Consider the following 19,436-nt stretch of genomic DNA (forward strand, 5'->3'; position numbering starts at 1 on the left):
ACAGGTAAAGCATAAGTGGCAAAAATCATTTTGATCGCAAACGTAATTCCACCGCCTCTTATAGTCGTAGACAATAATAGAACAACAACATAAAGTATAAAGATAGTTAGTAATGTCGCAAAAATTATTTTGACAGCTTTCATGTCTTGTAGTTTTTGATCAAAGTTGAATTTTCGTAGGAGTACGTAAATTCCTGTTGCAGGCAATACAATAAGTAAGGGAATCGCAATAATGAATAATTCTATTGATGAAATACCTCCAAATAGTGAAAAGTCGGCGAGAGTACTTAACAACTTAAGGATGCTCGATACCAAAATACTATCTAAGATAATGGTTAACACTAGTGATAAGATAATTAACATATTACTCCAATGTGTGTTTTTTGTAGACTAACTATTTATTCAACGAACATTATAACACAAACAGCTCTAAATTTAACAAATAACTCACATAAAATATGTTAGTTATCTGAAGTATAAAAGCCCTAAAAAAGGGATGTTAGTGAAAATTGATTGTTTATTTAGCGAGTTTTCTTAAATATTTAGTGTCCTTTTAAGCAGAAAATAGCAAATAATAGAACACTTTGTACCATGATTTGTCAAATATCGTATTAAAAGAACAAAATGTCCCTTAAGTAAAGACTTTCGCTATAATTTCAAAACACAAAAATTAGGGACTACAATGAAATACTTGATGGCGATAGATGCAGGGACGGGAAGTGTTCGGGCTGTTATCTTTGATACAAAAGGCAATCAGATAAGCGTGGGACAGAGAGAGTGGACGCACCTTGAAGAAGAGGATGTGCCAAACTCTATGAGTTTTGATTGTGAGACTAACTGGGCTTTGGTTTGTGAGTGTATCAAAGAAGCTTTACATGTAAGCAATCTAAAGGGCGAAGATATACTCGCTTTGAGTGCTACGAGTATGCGTGAAGGCATTGTTCTTTATGATAAAGAGGGACGTGAGCTTTGGGGCGTTGCCAATGTAGATGCAAGAGCCCATAAAGAAGTAAGATACCTAAAAGAGAATTTTGAGGGTATAGAAGACGAGTTTTATGCACAAAGCGGTCAAACTTTTGCTTTGGGGGCATTGCCTCGTATCATGTGGCTTAAAAACAATCGTCCCCAGATTTACGAAAAAGTAGCCAAGGTTTCTATGATAGGAGATTGGATACTAGCACGTCTAAGTGGAGTCATAGCGACTGACCCGAGTAACGGCGGAACTACTGGGATATTTTCTCTAAAACAGAGAGATTGGGTTTCAGATATGGCTAAAAAAGTAGGGATTAAAGATGACATTTTCCCTTCTGTTTTAGAAGTGGGAACTCTCATGGGGAGTGTTACATGTAAAGAGAGTGGCTTGAGCGAAAACACTCAAGTAGTCATGGGTGGTGGAGATGTACAGCTAGGAAGTGCTGGACTTGGAGTTGTAAAAGAGGGACAAGTAGCAATCCTAGGGGGCTCTTTTTGGCAACAAATAGTCAACATAAAAAGCGAAGTAACTCCACCAAAAGATATGAGCATAAGAGTAAATCCACATGTCGTAAAAGGACTTTCACAAGCTGAGGGGATTACGTTTTTTAGTGGTCTTGTGATGCGTTGGTTTAGAGATGCTTTTTGTGACTTGGAAAAACTCGAAGCACAAAAAAGTGGTATAGATGTCTATACACTTTTAGAAAACAAAGCCAAAGATGTACCAGTTGGCTCGTACGGGATAATGCCTATCTTCTCAGATAGCATGAAGTACGGTAAGTGGTATCATGCAAGTCCTAGTTTTTTAAACCTCTCTATTGACCCCCTTACATGTAACAAAGTTTCTATGTTTAAAAGCCTACAAGAAAACGCTTGTATCGTCTCACGTATAAACTTAGAAAAAATAAAAGAGTTTACGGATATAAAGTTTGAAGAGATAGTTTTTGCAGGAGGGGCAAGTAAGGGTGCGCTTTGGTGTCAAACTCTAGCAGATGTGACGGGTTGTAAGATAAAGATACCTCGTGTTAGAGAAGCTACAGCACTAGGAGCGGCAATGGCTGCTGGAGTTGGAGTAGGCATATATAAAGATATACCAAGTGCAGCAAATGAGTTAGTCGTATGGGAAAAAACATATGAAGCCAATATGCAAAACTATAAAACATACCAAGAGATAAAAGAGAAGTGGCAAGAGGCATATGCTAAGCAGTTAGAACTTGTAGATGCGAGTGTAACAGATTCAATGTGGAAAGCACCAGGATTATAAGATAATTTTCTAACTTGTATCATCTCAAACGGTTTCAAGGTGGGTACCCCAAAATCATAGATTTGGACCCTTCCTCTGCAAATGTTTTCGCTGATACAATTAGAAAAAATAGTAAGTAAAAGTTTTTCTCATCGAAGATGTGGCTTTAGTGAGAGGAATTTTTTCTGGGCTTTGCTCAGTAAAAAGGAGACATAAAAATGAAATTAACAAATGAAAATGAACATGAGTATAGATTTGGGACACATGGTCCTAAATATTTAGGAAAAGGTCCAAAAGTAGATATGGGTGTAGTGGTAATAGGAGTGGGAGAAGAGCATCCTTGTCATAAGCATGTTTTTCAAGAAGAGTCTTTTTATGTACTAGAAGGGCAGTGTGCAGTGTATCTTGATGGTAAACGGATTGTTATCAAAGAAGGGGATTATCTTCAGTGTGATTTAGGGGAGTCTCATATGTTTATAAATGAGTTTAAAAAGCCTTTTAAATCGGTCTTTATAAAGGCTCCTCACTTAGAGGAAAAAGACTCTGTTTATATTGATTGGAAACCTGGCATGGAGTTTGTAAAAAGTTAACCAATCGTTTACTTTGGTTTCGTATAATTTCGTTAAGCGAAATTCATATAAACTTCAAAATAATAAAAAACAGGAAGAGATAAGCCAAGCATCTCTTCCGAATTTTTTCTACAGGCGTGATTTCATGAAGAGACTTTTACAAAAAACTGCTTTACTTTTTTTAATTTCATTTTTATTTTTTGGTTGTGCTCAAAAAATCGATCCTATGCGTATAAACAAAGCTATACTTCCAACACCATCACACGATACAACACTATTTTTAACTTCAAAAGTATATAACACATATGATGAAAAAGAAGGAAAGATTAGTACCTATTATTTTAAAATAAAAGAGGGACAATTAGCCGTAAGTGATGAGATAACTTATATCCCTATGGATTATACAGATCAGTTATATAACCCATTTTCAAATGTAACACTTATATTAAATAGACTCACAGATTATAAAGCAAAAACAATTGAAGAGGGATTAGATATAGAAGTAGCAAAACACAATTTTACAAGACTTTATAATGATAAAAATGAATATATCATAGGAAATCATTTTGCGAGTGAGATAAAATTTGCTATTAGACGATTTGAAGAGAAGATACAAAGACAAGAAGATAGAAGGATGAGAATTTCTAAAAGGATAAGATTACCCCTACTTTAGTGCCTTTATTTATTTTTTGGTATAATGATTAAAAAATAGAGGCTTTGTATGATAGACTTTTCTGAGGTTGATGTATTAGATACCAATGATACGATAACTTATCAGTGCAAAGGGCCTTGGACTCTTCATAATATAACCAAACTCTCAAAGAAACTAAAAACTCCTTATAAAGATAAAAAAATAATTTTTGATTTTTCAAAAATATCAGATTTTGATACTCATGGGATACTTCTTTTTATACAAACAATTAAAAAATTACAAAAGCAAAGATGTAATGTATCAAAGATAGGAGAGACTGAGAAGTTTATAGCTTTATACCAAGTGTGTGAAGATAATTTCCCTAGTGATGTTGTTACTCCTAAAAAAGATGTAGGCATAAGTGTTTTTTTATATAATATAGGCAAAACGATAACAGAATCCAAAAAAACTCTTATAAATTTTTTCTCTTTTGTTGGAGGACTTACAGAAGCTGTTGGTATTGTCACGATTTATCCTCTGAGGTTTAGATTGCAAGCTATGTTCTATCATATAGAAAATAGTGGTATTAAAGCAATCCCTATTATACTTTTGACTTCTTTTTTAATAGGAATTGTTATAGCGTTCCAAGGAGCAGTGCAACTCGAAAAATTTGGAGCAAATATATTTATAGTAGAGATGGTGAGTATCTCTGTTACAAGGGAGTTAGCTCCACTTCTTACAGCCATAGTCATTGCAGGACGGAGTGCTTCTGCATATACGGCACAAATTGGGGTTATGAAAATAACAGAAGAGATAGATGCTATGAAAACTATGGGTTTTTCTGTGTGGGATTTTTTGATAATTCCTAGAGTTTTTGGGCTGATGATATCTCTTCCTTTAATAGTTTTTTTTGCAGATATAGTTTCTATTTTTGGAGGTATGGTTGTTGCAAACTTTCAATTAGGAATTAGTTTTGAAGAATTTGCTCTTCGTATGCAAGAGAGTGTTGAAATCAAACATGTTGTTATTGGGCTTATAAAAGCACCTATTTTTGGATGGATTATAGCTGTGATTGGGTGCTTTAGAGGTTTTCAGATAAGTAGTAGTACTGAGAGTGTTGGAAAATATACAACAATAAGTGTTGTCAATGCAATCTTTTGGGTTATTGCTATGGATGCCATTATATCAGTACTTTTAACGGAGATTGGATTATGAGTGTTGTTATAAAAGCGACTAACATAGTTACACAATTTGGAAAAAATGTGGTCCATGATGATGTGAGTTTTGAAATTAGTCAAGGTGAAATATTTGGTTTATTGGGTGGAAGTGGGAGTGGAAAAACAACACTTTTAAGAGAGATGATACTTTTGCAAAAGTACGCTTCTGGTTCCTATAATGTTTTAGGTAAAAATATTAAAAAAATTAGTAGCAATGAAGCAAAAGAGCTACGAAGTCAATGGGGTGTTTTGTTTCAATTTGGAGCTCTTTTTAGTTCACTTAGTGTATTAGAAAATGTAAGTATTCCTTTAAAAGAGTATACAAATCTCTCGAAGGATGCTATTAAACAAGCAGCTCTTATGAAAATAAAAATGGTAGGACTTCCTGAAAGTGCAGCGTACTTATATCCATCGGAGTTAAGTGGGGGAATGAAAAAACGTGCAGGACTTGCAAGAGCACTTATTCGTGATCCTAAACTTCTATTTTTAGATGAGCCTACAAGTGGGCTTGATCCAAAAAGTGCGAGAGACTTTGATGAACTAATAGTCGCACTAAGAGACACTTTAGATATAACAGTTGTTATGGTTACTCATGATAAAGATACTATGAGTTCAGTTTTAGATAGGTTTATTATTTTAGGTGATAAAAAGGTACAATTTATGGGCAATATAAAGGAACTTCGTCTCAGTGATAATGAAAATTTAAGAGAGTTTACAAATGGAAAATAGAGTTAGTTATATTATGATAGGGCTTTTTGTTTTTATACTTGGTTTTTCTACTATTGGATTTATTTTATGGTTAGGAAAGTATGCTCAAACTGAGGTATATAATCACTACAAAGTGGTTACTCAGCAAAGTGTATCGGGACTCAATGTAAAAGCACCAGTAAAACTTAGAGGTGTAAGTGTTGGTGAAGTAAAAGATATCTATATCAATACAGAAAATTCTGAGGAAGTTATTGTTTTAATTAAGGTAAAAGAAGAAACACCTATAAAAGAAGATAGTTATGCGCTTATTAATTTACAAGGGATTACAGGACTTAGTTACATAGAACTTGATGGCGGTACCAATGAATCGCCTTTGTTAAAAACAGGAAAAAATCATAATTCATATGGAGTTATTAAAACAAAAGATTCTATGATAGAAAGAGTAGATAAAACACTGCAAGTTATAGGAAAAAAAACGGAGAGGATGTTAGATAAAACTGATAAAGTTATGAGTAAAACAAACTTGAAAAATTTAGAAAAAATATTAGAAAACTTTGCTAAAGTAACAGATTCTTTGAATAAAACATTAGAGACAATAAACTCTAAAAACGATGAATTAGATAAAATACTTTCAAGTGCTCATGACTTTGAAATAGCCTTTATAAGCGCAGCAGATGAAGTAAAAAAGATGGCAAGTGTTTTAGGAAAATCAGGACATAGTACTTTAGTGAGTATGCAAGAAGCAGCACTAACAACTTCAAGAGTTATGAACGCAGTTGATACTAAATTAAAACAAGGTGTTCTTGATGTTGATGTTATTGTAAGAGAAAATTTACTGCCATTTCAAAATGATTTAAATGACCTTCGAACACTTATAATAGAATCAAAAGAGTTAGTAAGTGAGTTAAGAGATAGTCCAAGTGATATACTATTTAAAGAGACAGATGTAGAGTTAGCCCCTTCAGAGGAGAATCAAAGATGAAATATATATGGAGTTTGTTAGTACTACTGTTAGCTTTTAGTGGATGCAGTATGAAAGAAGTTACTAAAAGAGCAGATAACTATAGATTGGAGCCTAAAAATAGTTTACATGTAAATGATAAAAGTGTAGATAAAGTTTTAAGAGTCCAAAGAGTTGAAGGTGATAGTGCCGTGATGACTCGCGCAATTTTGTATAAAAAAGATGGGGCGTTGAAACCGTACAAGTATGGTAGATGGAGTGAACTTCTTTCAACAAGACTTCAAGAAGTATTTACAGAAGCGATTGAATCACAAAATATTTTTAAAGCAACAGTGAGTAGCCGTTCTTTTGCAATAGCAGATTTGATTTTAGAAAGTAATTTAGAAAATTTTGAAGAGCTATATAGTGCTGATAAATCAGCTGTACATGTAAAGATTAGGTTTAGACTCATCGAAAGAAAGAGGGCTAAAGTTTTAGGCTCAATTTTAATAAATAAAGTAGTTCAAGTAGAAGATAGAGGCGCAAGCGGTGTAGTAAAAGCTTTTAATAAAGCGACCCAAGAGGTTGTGAAAGATTTGAGTAGGTGGCTAAATGAACTCTCATATTAGTTTTGATATACATAAAGTTTTAATTAGTTTAGCAGCTTTTGTTGTTATCGTAGCAGGCGTAAAAGCCTCATCCTCTATAGTCGTGCCTTTTTTGCTCTCTATTTTTATAGCTACGATTAGTGCTCCTGCTATTTTTTGGTTGGAAAAACTAAGACTACCACGTATCTTGGCATTTTTGATTGTTTTGGGGTGTGTTGTTTTTGTACTTTTAGGATTTGGATATATACTTTCAACTTCTGTAGATAGTTTTTTATCTAATACACCTCAATATACGGCTAAAATTATGGATATGGTAGGCTCAACAAAAGGAATTTTAGATAGATTTGGTATAGAGATTTCTCGAGCTAATTTAGAAACTATGTTTGATCCATCTGGACTGTTAAATTTTGCAGGAGGATTTCTAAAATCTTTTAGTAATGTACTCTCAAAATCATTTATTATATTTTTAGGCGTTACGTTTATGCTTTTTGAAACTTCTAGTTTGAGAACAAAAATATATCTTCTTACTAAAAAAGATGAATCAAAAGAGAATCCATTTGAAAAGTTTAGTAAAAAATTAAACAGTTATTTAGCGATAAAAACGGTGATTAGTCTTCTAACAGCTATTTTAGTGACTATAGGGCTTCTTCTTATTGGGGTTGATTTTGCTTTTCTTTTAGGTGTTATAGTTTTTTTATTGAATTATATTCCAAGTATTGGTTCAGTCATTGCAGCAATTCCAGCTGTTTTAGTAGCTCTTGTAGGGCTTGATATGACGAGTATAATTTGGGTTATAAGTTTATATCTAGTAGTGAATATTGTTATGGGAAATGTGGTAGAACCTCGCTATATGGGAAAAGGATTGGGACTTTCTGTTGTTGTTATTTTCTTCTCTCTTATATTTTGGGGATGGGTTTTAGGCTCTGTTGGGATGTTTTTAGCAGTGCCACTTAGTATGACAATAAAAATTGCATTTGAATCAAATCCTTCGACACAAGCCATTGCCATGTTATTAAGCTCGGTAGATAAAGATTCACAATAGGCTCACAGTATTTGAGTAATATTCTAAAAAGGGAAAAACAGTGAAAAAAGTTATATTTAGTTTGATTTTTATAGTAGTTTCTTTATTTGCTAAGGTTGATTTTTCTGAGATGAGTACAGAAGAGCTTCTTGCAATGATAGGTTATGTCAAACCAGCAAATCAAAAAAGTTTTCAAAAAGAGTTAGAATTTAGATATCCCAAAATGAGTGATAAAGAAAAAACAATATATATAAAAAATTTGAAAAAGATAAAGAAGTAACTTATGAGTGTCAAACCTTCAAAAATTCTTTTCTTAGAAGATGATGTAAATCTGAACGAAACAGTAACTGAGTTTTTGCAAGAGAATGGTTATGTAGTTGATAGTGTGTATGATGGCGATGAAGCAGAAGTAAAGATGTATGAAAACTCTTATGATTTGTTTTTGTTAGATGTAAATGTTCCTGGACTCAATGGATTTGAGCTTCTAAAAAATTCTCGTGAAAATGAGAATAAAACTCCAGCGATATTTTTGACTTCACTCAATTCTATTGATGATGTAAGTGTTGGTTATGAGAGTGGTTGTGATGATTATATCCGTAAACCTTTTGAGCTTAAAGAGATACTTTTAAGAGTAAAAACACTTATAAAAAGGGAGTTTTTTCACTCTAAAGATGATAGTGTAAAAATTGCTAAAGATATAGAGTATCATACATCTACAAACTCTTTACATGTAGAAGGAAAAGAGGTGCAACTGCAAAATAAAGAAGCTATTTTACTTAAACTCTTTTTACAAAGAAGAGGAGAGATAATATCTCACAAAGTTATACTTGAAGAGCTTTGGGGATATGATGAGGTAGCGAGTGATGATGCGCTTAGAACATATATAAAAAATTTGAGAAAAATTATAGGAAAAGAGAGAATTATCAGTGTTAAAAAGCTGGGATACAAATTTATTACAGAGTGAGAAAAAAACACTTTTTTCGTTTTTTATACTCTATCTAATTTTTATTATACTTCTCTTATCTATACTTGGAGTTATGTATTATAATTTCCAAAAAGATTTGATGCTCCAAAAAAACAGATTAGAGCTTTCCTACTTAGCCAATGAGCAACTGTTAAAACTCAAAGATTTGCATGTAAATTTTGATAAAAATAGAGTATATCCTAGAGATGTGAGATTTAATTCTGCTATTTATGATAGTTCTAAAAAAGAGATATTTTCTACATTTTCTAACAAACACATAGATTTTAACGAAGTTATTTACATGGATGAAGATAAAATATATCTCATAAAAGAGCCAGAATCTTATTATCTTGGTACAAAATATCTTGTTTTAGAAGTAAAGAGTGATAGTTCATGGCATAAAAATGTATACAAAACTCTTAGTATTTATGGAGCAGGGTTATTTTTACTCATGGTAGTCTTTGGTTATTTTTTACTAAGACTTCTTTTAAAACCTATGCGTGAGGCAATAGAGCTTTTAGATAGATTTATAAAAGATACTACGCATGAGCTTAATACCCCAGTAAATGCTATCATGTCAAATATAGAGATGATAGATACAAATTCATTAGATGAAAAACTAGCAAAGAAGATAAAAAGAATAGATATAGGAGCAAGAACAGTTTCGAACTTGTACCAAGACTTGACCTATCTTACATTAGCACATAAGATCGTTTCAAATGATGAAGATGTGAATTTACAAGAAGTTATAGAAGAGAGGATAGAGTACTTTACTCTTTTTGCACAATCAAGAAAAATAGATATAAATTGTGATTTAGAGGAAAACATATCTTTACATATAGATAGAAAAAAGATAACAAAACTTATAGATAATCTTCTATCAAACGCGGTTAAATACAATAAAATCAAAGGTACTATAAACATAAGGTTACAAGATGGATATTTTGAAGTACATGATAGCGGAAGAGGGATTGCTCAAGAAAAAATAGATGCAATGTTTGAGCGATACACAAGAGCAGATGAGAGTGTAGGAGGCTTTGGAATAGGGCTTAGTATAGTTCATATGATAGCAGAAGAATACACTTTACATGTAAAGATAACTTCAAAAGAAAAAAAGTGGACAAAGGTGAGGGTATCATGGTAAAAAAAATATTTCTTTTATGTTTTTTAGTAGGAAGTATACATGCTAGTGTATATAAGAATAATTGTGTTTCTTGTCATGAAAAAATGCCTGTAAAAATAGATAAGTTTTTTTATAGATATCTTTTAAAATATAGTAGTGAAGATGCTCTAAAAAATGCTCTTATAAAGTATTTAAAAAACCCAACAAAAGAAAAAACTATACTCCAAGAGGGGCTTTTGAATCGTTTTGGTGTAAAAGAAAAAACAACCCTAAATGATAAAGACTTAAAAAAAGCAGTGGATGAATATTGGGAAATATATAAGATATTTGGAAAACTAAAATAACTCACGATTGATACACTTTTTTATTTTATACTTTGATTATCAAAATTAAAGGATAAAAAATGAAAAAGTCAATTTTTCTTATCGTAACTTTGTTTGCAACTTTTCTTATGGCAAATGATGGTGCTGCGTTATATAAAAAATGTATAGGATGTCATGGGGTAAAAGCTGAAAAAAAAGCTTTAAATAAATCTGCTGTTATTCAAGGTTGGGATAAAGTAACTTTAGCAAAAGCTCTTAAAGGCTATCAAGATGGAAGTTATGGAAGTACTATGAAAGCTCTTATGAAAAATCAGATAAAAGATTATGATGATGCTAAAATCGAGATAGTATCAGAATATATTTCAACTTTAAAGTAGTGAGATTATCACTACTTTTTTTGTAGTATGATTATACGTTTGTTATCATGTTTAATAACATTTAGTCCACATTCATTTGCCATTATTTCTATACACTTAGGTGTAAAAAAGGTTATATGTGTGGGGTCTCTTCTATACCACCACTTTAAAAAATCACTTTGTTTGTTAGTGTGAAAAAGAGTCATAAGTGCAATAACACCGTTATTATTTAAAAGAGTAGTTAAAAAGTTTAAAACTTCTTTTGGATTATCTAAATGCTCAAATACTTCTGTTGAAGTAATGAGGTCGTATTTTTTATTTTCATATATTTTTTGTGTTTGGTAAAATTTATCATAACAGTCACTCTTTACATTTCGTCTTTTAATGAGTTCATATAAAACAGGACCAGGTCCACAACCAAAATCAAGAGCTGTTTTTGTATTCTCTTTTATATCATCCCAAAAAAAATTCAAAAAATTTTCAAACATTTGGACATAACCACTATCTTCAAAACTGTTATTATGGTTATCATACTGCTTTTTTTCAGCTATAGGAGCAACATAAAATTTTTTATCTAAAAAAATAAGTTCACAGTGAGGACATTGGTAAAATTTTTTATCTAATTGAGGGTCATTAAAGCTATCTACGGAAGAGTTACATACGGTACAATACATTGATTTTTATCCTAAGTAAATAAATATTTACTAAATTAAGTTATTTGGTGGTATTATAGCATTTATGTATAGAATTTTATCAGCTTTGATTGTTTCAATAATTTTTATTTTACCATTTGTTAATTTTGACTCCTATTATAACGATACAGAGATACGATTAGGTATGAGTGGACCCTTTAGTGGTAGTCTTCATACTATTGCTGATGAACTTATGTTAGGTATTAATGCGTATTTTAATAATATCAATGAGCAAGGTGGAGTGTACGGTAGAACTTTTAAAGTAATTACAAAAGATGATAAGTATGAGCCTAAAATTACAGCAGAAAATGCAGAAGAACTCATAAAAAAAGATAAAGTATTTGCTTTTTTAGGTTTTATAGGAACGCCTACAAGTAGAGTTGCTTTACCCATTGCTATAAAATACAAAACTCCTTATATAGGAGCATTTACTGGAGCAGAATTTTTAAGAGAGCTTCCAAGAAATCCTTTTGTTTTAAATGGAAGAACGAGTTATAGAAAAGAGATTGAAGCACTTGTGAATTATTTTGTAGATAAAGAAAAATATACTAATATCGCTGTTTTTTATCAAAATGATAGTTATGGACGCTCCGGATTAAAAGGAGTAAAAGAGGCTCTTAGCAAAAGAAATATGAGTTTAGTTGCAGAAGCAAGCTATAAAAGAAATACCCTCTCCGTTGGACATGCTCTTTACGAAATATCTCAAAGTAACGCGCAAGTAGTTATTATGGTTGGAGCCACAAAACCTACCGCAGAATTTATAAAAAGAGCAAGGCAAAATCCAAAACTTAAAAATATTCATTATGGAGCAATCTCGTTTATTGGTTCAAGTATGTTACTTAATGCTTTAGATAAACATGTAGAAAATATAGTGTTTTCTCAAGTAGTACCCTCCCCATGGGGAGGGTTATCTAGTGAAGTAAATTTATATAGAAAACTTATGGACAAATATTATCCTAATAGAGAGTACAGTTATGTATCTTTAGAAGGATTTTTTATCGCAAAAATGACTACAGAGTTATTTAAAAGAGTTGGTCCTCATTTTACAAAAGAAGACTATATTGATCAGATGCGGTTTTTATATAGAGAAATAAAAAATAATCAAGATGTAGATGAAAGTAGAAGGGTTTGTAAATGTTTAAATAATGTATATTTGACGACATATTCAGATGGTATTTTTTGGGATGTAGATGAAGAAGATAATTAATCCTTTTAAGGACTTTATGGGCAATATCAATAACATGACAATAGCTAAAAAAACTAGTTTATTGTTTTTTATTATGGTAGTTGGGATGCTTTTTATTGGAAGTTTTGCACATATGAGTTTAAATAGAATAAAAGGTGATTTTGATATTCTTTATACCAAAAGAATGGTACCTGTTATCAAACTTGAAAAAATAAAAGATATTTATACTGTTAATATACTTGATACTTTAAGGGATGTAGAAAACAGTCAGATAAGTGTGAAAGATGGAAAAAGTATTATAGTTCTTGCTCAAGAGCTTATAAGACGAGATTGGAGTGAATATAAAACAAGTTTAAAAATTCATGATAAAGATTGGGTATCTGAGATATTAGAATCATGGGGAATTATAAGTCCCAAAAAAACTAACACCATAAAAACTTTAGAAGATGATATGGTTTTAATAATTGAAAAAAAAGTTAACAATATTGACACGATTTTAGATGATATATTTAAACTGTTTAGTAGGGCTCACACAGCAGATGCGTATAATCGTCTGCAAGAGGAGTTATATCCAAGTATTAATTCCATAAATATTCATTTAACACAATTAATAAGTTTAAATTTAGAAGCTGCAAATAGTGGTAAAAAGAGAACAAGAGCAGTATATGATAATACTTTTGAATGGATAGTTGTAGCAACGGTTGGAACTATAACTGTGGCAGCTCTTTTGGCAATTGTGATTTTACAAAATATTAGACTTTTACATGCAGAACTTGCAAGAATTGTGGATATAAAAACAAAAGAACTTCAAAAACTCAATAAAAATTTGGAAAAGAAAATTGCATATGAAGTTGAACAAAGTCGTCAAAAAGATCAAATTATGTTTAGGCAGTCAAGACTTGCAGCTATGGGTGAGATGGTAGGAAATATTGCACATCAATGGAGGCAACCGTTAAATGCGATAGTTCTTATTATTCAAAGTTTTCAAATGAAAAATATGGTTGGTAAGTTGGATGATGCATTTATTGATAAACAAGTTGATGAAGGGATAAAACAAGCAACATCGATGTCAAAGACTATAGATGATTTTAGAAATTTTTTTAATCCAAATAAGAGAGCAGAAGATTTTAGTGTAAAAAAAACAATTGAAGAATCTATGGATTTAGTAAAGTTTTATTATGAAAAGGCAAATATTAAGATGCGTTTGTCATGTGAAAAAGATTTTGAGACGTTAGGGTATCCTAATGAATTTTCACAAGTAATGATGAACCTTTTTTCAAACTCAAAAGATGCTTTAGAATCAAAAGAAAATCAAAATAAGTATATTGAAATTATTGTCAAAGTTGATGAGGTAAATAAAAAAGGAAACATTTCAATTATAGACAATGGTGGAGGAATTCCCATAGAAGTTATAGATAGAATGTTTGAGCCATATTTTACTACGAAACATCAAAGTAGTGGTACTGGAATTGGCTTATACATGTCAAAAGAGATTATAGAAAAACAGATGCACGGAAATATTGAAGTACAAAACATTGCTTATACATTTAATAATAATGATTATTATAAGAAATGTGCTTGTATCAATATTGTAATGCCAATAAGTGGGCTTGATAAAGATAAGTGTAAAAAAGAATAATAAAAAGGAAAAATATGGATTTGAATTGCTTAAAAGATTGCGTAATTTTATATGTAGAAGATGAGCAAAGTATACAAAGTCAAACAAAAATGATATTAGATGATTTTGTAAAAGAGGTCATAGTTGCAAGTGATGGTGAAGAAGGACTTAAAATTGCGCTTGAAACTGATATTGATATCATAGTAACGGATATTATGATGCCACATTTAAATGGTATTGATATGCTTAAAATTTTGAGAAATGAGCATAAAAAAGATATTCCAGCTATTATTACCACTGCTTTTACAGAGACCGATTATTTACTAGAAGCTATTAAATTAAAAGTAGATGGGTTTATAACGAAACCTATTAATATTAAAGATTTAATTAATACGATATATACAGTAATGTTACCAAAAGTACAAAAAGAAGAATTAGAAGGTTGCTCATATATGGTTGATGCTTTATCAATTTTAGTTGGTGGTAAAAAGATCGAGATACTAAAATATATTATTGATCATATTGATAAAGAACATATTTTTTATGGTTCATATCAGGATATAATGGATAATATACAAGTTAGTAAACCAACAGTTGTTAATATGTTTAAACAACTCATTCAAGCAGGAATTTTAGAAAAAATAAAAAACAAAATGTACCGTTTTCAAAATACAAAATTTATAAAAGATGAAGGATAATTATAGAAATGAAAAAAATAGTATTTTTACTCATATTGAGTTTATCAACATTTGTATTCGCAGCAGACAAAAATGTAGTTTTTGAAACAAGCCAAGGAAATATAGAGTTGAAATTATTTCCAAAAATTGCTCCTAAAACTGTAGAAAACTTTGTAGGTTTAGTCAAGAAAGGTTACTATAATGGGACAATTTTCCATAGGGTAATTCAAGATTTTATGATTCAAGGTGGAGACCCAACGGGAACAGGAAGAGGTGGAGAATCTATTTGGGGTCACTCTTTTGAAGATGAGTTTAAACCAGGAATTGTTTTTGATAGACCAGGTCTTCTCGCTATGGCCAATGCTGGTAGAAATACAAATGGAAGCCAATTTTTTATAACAACAATACCTACTAGATGGTTAAATGGGAAACATACTATTTTTGGTGAAGTTGTTGAAGGTTATGATACAGTAGCAAAAATTGAAAATACAAATGTTGATGGTAGAGACAAACCAATCGTTCCTGTGAAGATTATAAAAGCTTATGTTAAATGAGTGTTTTATAATCATAAATTGGTAGCTTTATTCTAAAAAACAAGATACAATGATAATAAAAAAGACTGGAGTGAAAGCATGAAAAAAATTGAAGCAATTATCAAACCATTTAAGTTAGAAGATGTTAAAGATGCATTGACTGCATTAGAAATAACTGGTATGACAGTTACTGAAGTAAAGGGATATGGTCGCCAACAAGGTCACTCAGAATTATATAGAGGTGCTGAGTATGTGGTTGATTTTTTACCAAAAGTAAAAATAGATATTATCGTTAATGATGAAAATGTTGATAAAGCTGTAAAGGCTATTGTTGATTCTGCAAAAACTGGAAAAATTGGTGATGGAAAAATATTTATATCATCAGTTGAAAAAGTTGTAAGAATTAGAACTTCAGAAGAAGACGAAGAAGCAATTTAATATATAAATTTTACAAGATGATTATTTTTTAATCACCTTGTGGAACAGTTTTTGTGTACAATTTTATATTCAAAAATACAACGTGTTTGAGCTCACTATTGTAGTGAGCTTAGCATACTAAATAGTATTAAAATATAAAAGGTCACAAAAATGCAAGCTACAGAATTACAATACGTAATTGACACTTTTTTCCTTATTTTTTCAGCAGTACTTATTATCTTCATGGCACCAGGTTTCTCTATGCTTGAAGCTGGACTTGTTAGAACAAAAAATGTAACAGCAGTACTTACAGGGAACGTTTTACTTTATGCAGTATGTTCATTTGTTTTTCTTCTTTGGGGATACAATTTAATGTTTGGTGGAAGTGGATTTTTTCTCAATGGAGTAGAAGTTACAGGATATAGTGCTTATGCATTTTTCTTTTTTCAAATGGCTTTTGTAAGTAAAACAGTATCTATTATGAGTGGTGGTGTAAGTGAGAGAATTAAAATTGTCCCTTTCATGAGCTTTGCAATTTTAATGAGCGGATTTATTTATCCGCTTGTAGGAAATTGGATTTGGGCTGGAGGGTTTTTAAGTGATGTTCATGACTTAGCTGGTTCTACTGTTATTCACTCTGTTGGAGGATGGGCTTTATTGGCTGCAATATTAGTATTAGGTGCTAGAAAAGGTAAATATACTAAAGATGGCAAAATTCGTCCAATCCCAGCATCAAATATACCATTAGTTACACTTGGTGGTCTTCTTTTATGGATAGGATGGTTTGGTTTTAATGGTGGAAGTGCTTTTAATATCTCTACTAAAGATGCTGCAGATTTAGTTGGATTGATTATATTAAATACAAATACAGCAGGACTCGCTGGTGCTATTGTAGCAACTCTTATTGTTTATTTTCAGTATAAAAAATTAGATATCACAATGATTCTTAATGGCGCACTTGGTGGACTTGTAGCTATCACTGCAGGTGCAGATGTTGTTGGTTTGTGGGAGCCAATTGTAATTGGTGCTATTGGTGGAGCTTTAGTTGTTTACGCTGTTCCATTTTTTGATAAGTTTAAAATTGATGATCCTGTTGGTGCTCTTTCTGTTCACTTGGTAAATGGTATTTGGGGAACTATTGCAGTTGCTTTATTTGCTGATTTTTCACTTTTAGCACAATTAAAAGGTATTGTTGTAGTGGGATTATTTACTTTTACAATTTCACTTATTATATTTGTAGTTATTAAAAAAGCTATTGGACTTAGAAGTGATGAAGAACATGAATACGAAGGACTTGATTTAGAAGAGTGTGGTGTTGAAGCCTACCCTGAATTTGTAAAATCAAAAGTCTAATATAAAAAAGTGGGGAGGATTTCTCCTCACTTTTTCTAATAATATTTCAATAAGTTATTCGTTACTTTCTCTAAAATTTTAAAAACTCTTTTTGAATCGTCCTTATTGTTATTATAAAGAGGGTTTATTTCAGCCATCTCCCAACAACAAACTTTTTCATTTTTTATTAATTCTAAATTTAATTGCATTGCTTGTTCATAAGATAAGCCATTTGTTACTGGAGTTCCAGTTCCTGGAACATATAAAGGGTCAATACTATCTACATCAAAGGAGATATAAATATGTTTACAGTAAGATAGTTTTTTAAAAATCTCTTCTACTACATTTTGTATACCTTTAAAAGTAATCTCTTCTACCGAGTATGTTGGAATTTTATATTTTTCTATGAGAACTTTTTCCTCTCCTTCATAATCTCGTAATGCACAAAAAACTATATTTTCAGGTTTTATGGAAGGCTCATTTGTAACTAGATATTTTAATTTATTCCAATACTCTTTCTCTTTTTTATTTGGTTCATTGATTTTTGATTCACTATTATCAAGTGCACAAGCAACAGCTAAAGGCATACCATGCATATTTCCTGAACCACTAGTATAAGGAGAGTGAATGTCCGCATGAGCATCTATATAGACTACGCCTATCTCTTCATTTGGATGAGCCATTTTAAGACCATGCATAGTTCCTGCACAGCTAGAGTGGTCACCTGCTAAAACAATAGGAAAAAGATTTTCTTCTCTTAGTTTTTTTACTCTTTGGGCTAATCTAGAAATTACAAGATAAATTTTATCAATATATTTTGCATGTTCAAATTCACTTGGTTTTTCAAAAGCGTTATTTTCATGAAGAATATTTTCTGTTTCAAACTTTTCATAGTATGTTGAGTCTAACTCTTTTGAACTGTTTCTTAGTGCATCTAAGCCTAAAGAAGCACCTTTTTTATGTCCGGCAATATCTGAATAAACTTCAATTATTTTGATATGTTTTGAATTATCTGGCATCATATTTCCTATAATAGAGAAAAAAGATTTTTGACATCATTGAGTTTTGGTATGAGATTCATCTCTTTTCCTATATTGTTTTTTTGTGCTAAATTATATATCAACCGAAGTACCGAATAATCTTCTAAGGCAAAACCAACAGAATCAAAAATAATAGTTCCATGAGTAGCAACATTGAGTTGTTTTTCACCTCTAATAATTTCATAAATTTCTGTACATGTAAAGCTTGAAGAGAGTTGTTGGATTTCACCCTCTATTTTTGCTTGTTCTAAGAACTCCACGACAACTGTAGACTCTTCTACTAATTCTTTTTGAAGTTCTGTTTTACCAGGACAATCTCCACCAAGTGCATTGATAAATACATCTTTTTGAATCATATCCTTTGTTAAAACAGTTTGGTATCTTTTATCTGCTGTACATGTAGTGACAATATCTGCTCCTTGAGTCGCTTCATAGGCATCTTTACAAGGAGTTAATAAAATATTGTATTGGCTCATATTTGTAGCAAATTTTTCCATCGCTTTTGGGTCAGTATCGTAGTATCTCACTTCTTTTAAGTCAAAAATATATGAAAATGCTAAGTATTGAAATTCACTTTGAGCCCCAGTTCCTATAAGAGTTAAGATACGAGAATCTTTTTTTGCTAAATATTTTGCCGCCATAGCAGAGTTTGCTGCTGTTCTTAAAGCAGTTAAAAGTGTCATCTCTGTAAACATAAGAGGCTCACCAGTTTTCGTCAAAGAGAGCTGACCTGTCGCCATGACTGTCATTTTGTGCTGAGTTGGATTTTTAGGGTGTCCATTGACGTATTTAAAAGAGTATAGGGTATCATTGGAGATTGGCATAAGCTCAATCACACCACCATCTACATGATTTGCAACTCTTGGACATTTATCAAAACTTTCCCACGCACTATAATCTTCTTCCATTGTTTTGATTAACTCTAAATAAAACTCTTTATAACCTATCTTTGAAATAAGGGTTTTTATATCTTCAATCTCTAAAACTAACATCTCTTTCCTTTTATCATTAGTGTATGCTGTGATGAAAGAGGAGAGGGATAGTTTTATGAAAAATAGCTTATCAATCTCTACATCTTTAATACAGCATTATTTGCACAAGTGCAAAATCTGAAATACTAAAAAGTTAAAAGAGAAAAATCGAATTTTTCAATGTACGTCGCAAGTGTTTAAAACACTTACTTGTTTATCTATTACTTTTTGTCTATAAGTACTAGGATTTTCGCATACTTGTACTTAATATTCAATTAATATTAGTTTTTAATTAG

The 19,436-nt window shown here is 31.3% G+C and carries 23 protein-coding genes; 19 read left to right on the plus strand and 4 right to left on the minus strand.

Features of this window, described 5'->3' with window-relative positions; all coding sequences use genetic code 11:
- Positions 1-362: hypothetical protein (locus K354_RS15185; protein ID WP_037940469.1), on the minus strand; the 362-nt coding region annotated here is incomplete at its 3' end.
- A gap of 319 nt (positions 363-681) precedes the next feature.
- On the opposite strand from K354_RS15185, the gene lsrK reads away from it, so the two are divergent.
- The 13 genes from lsrK to K354_RS0107430 all read left to right on the plus strand — a co-directional run bounded on the left by lsrK (position 682) and on the right by K354_RS0107430 (position 10,695).
- Entirely contained in the window at positions 682-2,235 is a 1,554-nt protein-coding gene (gene lsrK / locus K354_RS0107370) for an autoinducer-2 kinase (protein ID WP_024954863.1), read from the plus strand.
- 197 nt (positions 2,236-2,432) lie between these two features.
- The gene (locus tag K354_RS0107375; RefSeq protein WP_024954864.1) at positions 2,433-2,804 is read left to right on the plus strand and encodes a cupin domain-containing protein; all 372 of its coding nucleotides are present in this window, start codon (positions 2,433-2,435) and stop codon (positions 2,802-2,804) included.
- Positions 2,805-2,928: 124 nt separating this feature from the next.
- The gene (locus tag K354_RS0107380; protein ID WP_024954865.1) at positions 2,929-3,456 is read left to right on the plus strand and encodes a hypothetical protein; all 528 of its coding nucleotides are present in this window, start codon (positions 2,929-2,931) and stop codon (positions 3,454-3,456) included.
- Between the two features lie 48 nt (positions 3,457-3,504).
- On the plus strand, positions 3,505-4,629 hold the full coding sequence (locus K354_RS0107385; RefSeq protein WP_024954866.1) for an MlaE family ABC transporter permease: 1,125 nt from the start codon (positions 3,505-3,507) through the stop codon (positions 4,627-4,629).
- Positions 4,626-5,360, plus strand: a complete 735-nt coding sequence (locus K354_RS0107390; RefSeq protein ID WP_024954867.1) for an ABC transporter ATP-binding protein — start codon at positions 4,626-4,628, stop codon at positions 5,358-5,360. The genes K354_RS0107385 and K354_RS0107390 overlap by 4 nt, the downstream gene beginning before the upstream one ends.
- Positions 5,350-6,321: an MlaD family protein gene (locus K354_RS0107395; RefSeq protein ID WP_024954868.1), complete on the plus strand. Its 972-nt coding sequence runs from the start codon at positions 5,350-5,352 to the stop codon at positions 6,319-6,321. The genes K354_RS0107390 and K354_RS0107395 overlap by 11 nt, the downstream gene beginning before the upstream one ends.
- A complete protein-coding gene (locus K354_RS0107400) occupies positions 6,318-6,908 on the plus strand; it encodes an ABC-type transport auxiliary lipoprotein family protein (protein ID WP_024954869.1) in 591 nt (196 codons plus the stop codon). The genes K354_RS0107395 and K354_RS0107400 overlap by 4 nt, the downstream gene beginning before the upstream one ends.
- Positions 6,892-7,929, plus strand: coding sequence for an AI-2E family transporter (locus tag K354_RS14100; RefSeq protein ID WP_051505400.1), 1,038 nt, complete (start codon positions 6,892-6,894; stop codon positions 7,927-7,929). The genes K354_RS0107400 and K354_RS14100 overlap by 17 nt, the downstream gene beginning before the upstream one ends.
- A 40-nt stretch (positions 7,930-7,969) precedes the next feature.
- The gene (locus K354_RS0107410; protein ID WP_024954870.1) at positions 7,970-8,188 is read left to right on the plus strand and encodes a DUF1104 domain-containing protein; all 219 of its coding nucleotides are present in this window, start codon (positions 7,970-7,972) and stop codon (positions 8,186-8,188) included.
- 3 nt (positions 8,189-8,191) lie between these two features.
- Positions 8,192-8,872 carry a response regulator transcription factor gene (locus K354_RS0107415; protein ID WP_024954871.1) on the plus strand — a complete coding sequence of 227 codons (681 nt, stop codon included), beginning with the start codon at positions 8,192-8,194 and terminating at the stop codon, positions 8,870-8,872.
- Between the two features lie 73 nt (positions 8,873-8,945).
- The gene (locus K354_RS0107420) at positions 8,946-10,016 is read left to right on the plus strand and encodes a sensor histidine kinase (protein ID WP_245600588.1); all 1,071 of its coding nucleotides are present in this window, start codon (positions 8,946-8,948) and stop codon (positions 10,014-10,016) included.
- Complete coding sequence (locus K354_RS0107425; protein ID WP_024954873.1) at positions 10,010-10,339, plus strand: hypothetical protein; 330 nt, start codon at positions 10,010-10,012, stop codon at positions 10,337-10,339. The genes K354_RS0107420 and K354_RS0107425 overlap by 7 nt, the downstream gene beginning before the upstream one ends.
- Positions 10,340-10,398: 59 nt before the next feature.
- Positions 10,399-10,695 carry a c-type cytochrome gene (locus tag K354_RS0107430; RefSeq protein ID WP_024954874.1) on the plus strand — a complete coding sequence of 99 codons (297 nt, stop codon included), beginning with the start codon at positions 10,399-10,401 and terminating at the stop codon, positions 10,693-10,695.
- Positions 10,696-10,706: 11 nt separating this feature from the next.
- Here K354_RS0107430 and K354_RS0107435 read toward each other — a convergent pair whose 3' ends face one another.
- Positions 10,707-11,348: a class I SAM-dependent methyltransferase gene (locus K354_RS0107435; RefSeq protein WP_024954875.1), complete on the minus strand. Its 642-nt coding sequence runs from the start codon at positions 11,346-11,348 to the stop codon at positions 10,707-10,709.
- 64 nt (positions 11,349-11,412) lie between these two features.
- On the opposite strand from K354_RS0107435, the gene K354_RS0107440 reads away from it, so the two are divergent.
- The 6 genes from K354_RS0107440 to K354_RS0107465 all read left to right on the plus strand — a co-directional run bounded on the left by K354_RS0107440 (position 11,413) and on the right by K354_RS0107465 (position 17,150).
- Positions 11,413-12,573, plus strand: coding sequence for an ABC transporter substrate-binding protein (locus tag K354_RS0107440; protein WP_024954876.1), 1,161 nt, complete (start codon positions 11,413-11,415; stop codon positions 12,571-12,573).
- Positions 12,557-14,191, plus strand: coding sequence for a sensor histidine kinase (locus K354_RS0107445; RefSeq protein WP_024954877.1), 1,635 nt, complete (start codon positions 12,557-12,559; stop codon positions 14,189-14,191). The genes K354_RS0107440 and K354_RS0107445 overlap by 17 nt, the downstream gene beginning before the upstream one ends.
- Positions 14,192-14,205: 14 nt before the next feature.
- Complete coding sequence (locus K354_RS0107450; RefSeq protein WP_024954878.1) at positions 14,206-14,868, plus strand: response regulator; 663 nt, start codon at positions 14,206-14,208, stop codon at positions 14,866-14,868.
- 8 nt (positions 14,869-14,876) lie between these two features.
- The gene (locus K354_RS0107455; protein ID WP_024954879.1) at positions 14,877-15,401 is read left to right on the plus strand and encodes a peptidylprolyl isomerase; all 525 of its coding nucleotides are present in this window, start codon (positions 14,877-14,879) and stop codon (positions 15,399-15,401) included.
- A 78-nt stretch (positions 15,402-15,479) separates the two neighbouring features.
- Positions 15,480-15,818: a P-II family nitrogen regulator gene (locus K354_RS0107460; protein ID WP_024954880.1), complete on the plus strand. Its 339-nt coding sequence runs from the start codon at positions 15,480-15,482 to the stop codon at positions 15,816-15,818.
- A 150-nt stretch (positions 15,819-15,968) separates the two neighbouring features.
- Positions 15,969-17,150, plus strand: coding sequence for an ammonium transporter (locus tag K354_RS0107465; protein WP_024954881.1), 1,182 nt, complete (start codon positions 15,969-15,971; stop codon positions 17,148-17,150).
- A gap of 35 nt (positions 17,151-17,185) precedes the next feature.
- Here the strand turns inward: K354_RS0107465 and K354_RS0107470 are convergent, their stop codons facing one another.
- Both K354_RS0107470 and K354_RS0107475 read right to left on the minus strand, forming a co-directional pair.
- Entirely contained in the window at positions 17,186-18,148 is a 963-nt protein-coding gene (locus K354_RS0107470; RefSeq protein ID WP_024954882.1) for an arginase, read from the minus strand.
- Between the two features lie 8 nt (positions 18,149-18,156).
- On the minus strand, positions 18,157-19,161 hold the full coding sequence (locus tag K354_RS0107475; protein ID WP_024954883.1) for an ornithine cyclodeaminase: 1,005 nt from the start codon (positions 19,159-19,161) through the stop codon (positions 18,157-18,159).
- Positions 19,162-19,436: the final 275 nt, after the last annotated feature.

The sequence above is a fragment of the Sulfurospirillum arcachonense DSM 9755 genome, assembly GCF_000597725.1.
Taxonomy (GTDB): domain Bacteria; phylum Campylobacterota; class Campylobacteria; order Campylobacterales; family Sulfurospirillaceae; genus Sulfurospirillum_A; species Sulfurospirillum_A arcachonense.

Excerpts from the sequence above, each read along its gene's own strand:
- lsrK (WP_024954863.1), top strand. The coding sequence starts at position 682 with ATGAAATACTTGATGGCGATAGATGCAGGGACGGGAAGTGTTCGGGCT.
- K354_RS0107375 (WP_024954864.1), top strand. The coding sequence starts at position 2,433 with ATGAAATTAACAAATGAAAATGAACATGAGTATAGATTTGGGACACAT.
- K354_RS0107380 (WP_024954865.1), top strand. The coding sequence starts at position 2,929 with ATGAAGAGACTTTTACAAAAAACTGCTTTACTTTTTTTAATTTCATTT.
- K354_RS0107385 (WP_024954866.1), top strand. The coding sequence starts at position 3,505 with ATGATAGACTTTTCTGAGGTTGATGTATTAGATACCAATGATACGATA.
- K354_RS0107390 (WP_024954867.1), top strand. The coding sequence starts at position 4,626 with ATGAGTGTTGTTATAAAAGCGACTAACATAGTTACACAATTTGGAAAA.
- K354_RS0107395 (WP_024954868.1), top strand. The coding sequence starts at position 5,350 with ATGGAAAATAGAGTTAGTTATATTATGATAGGGCTTTTTGTTTTTATA.
- K354_RS0107400 (WP_024954869.1), top strand. The coding sequence starts at position 6,318 with ATGAAATATATATGGAGTTTGTTAGTACTACTGTTAGCTTTTAGTGGA.
- K354_RS14100 (WP_051505400.1), top strand. The coding sequence starts at position 6,892 with ATGAACTCTCATATTAGTTTTGATATACATAAAGTTTTAATTAGTTTA.
- K354_RS0107415 (WP_024954871.1), top strand. The coding sequence starts at position 8,192 with ATGAGTGTCAAACCTTCAAAAATTCTTTTCTTAGAAGATGATGTAAAT.
- K354_RS0107420 (WP_245600588.1), top strand. The coding sequence starts at position 8,946 with ATGTATTATAATTTCCAAAAAGATTTGATGCTCCAAAAAAACAGATTA.
- K354_RS0107425 (WP_024954873.1), top strand. The coding sequence starts at position 10,010 with ATGGTAAAAAAAATATTTCTTTTATGTTTTTTAGTAGGAAGTATACAT.
- K354_RS0107430 (WP_024954874.1), top strand. The coding sequence starts at position 10,399 with ATGAAAAAGTCAATTTTTCTTATCGTAACTTTGTTTGCAACTTTTCTT.
- K354_RS0107435 (WP_024954875.1), bottom strand. The coding sequence starts at position 11,348 with ATGTATTGTACCGTATGTAACTCTTCCGTAGATAGCTTTAATGACCCT.
- K354_RS0107440 (WP_024954876.1), top strand. The coding sequence starts at position 11,413 with ATGTATAGAATTTTATCAGCTTTGATTGTTTCAATAATTTTTATTTTA.
- K354_RS0107445 (WP_024954877.1), top strand. The coding sequence starts at position 12,557 with ATGAAGAAGATAATTAATCCTTTTAAGGACTTTATGGGCAATATCAAT.
- K354_RS0107450 (WP_024954878.1), top strand. The coding sequence starts at position 14,206 with ATGGATTTGAATTGCTTAAAAGATTGCGTAATTTTATATGTAGAAGAT.
- K354_RS0107455 (WP_024954879.1), top strand. The coding sequence starts at position 14,877 with ATGAAAAAAATAGTATTTTTACTCATATTGAGTTTATCAACATTTGTA.
- K354_RS0107460 (WP_024954880.1), top strand. The coding sequence starts at position 15,480 with ATGAAAAAAATTGAAGCAATTATCAAACCATTTAAGTTAGAAGATGTT.
- K354_RS0107465 (WP_024954881.1), top strand. The coding sequence starts at position 15,969 with ATGCAAGCTACAGAATTACAATACGTAATTGACACTTTTTTCCTTATT.
- K354_RS0107470 (WP_024954882.1), bottom strand. The coding sequence starts at position 18,148 with ATGCCAGATAATTCAAAACATATCAAAATAATTGAAGTTTATTCAGAT.
- K354_RS0107475 (WP_024954883.1), bottom strand. The coding sequence starts at position 19,161 with ATGTTAGTTTTAGAGATTGAAGATATAAAAACCCTTATTTCAAAGATA.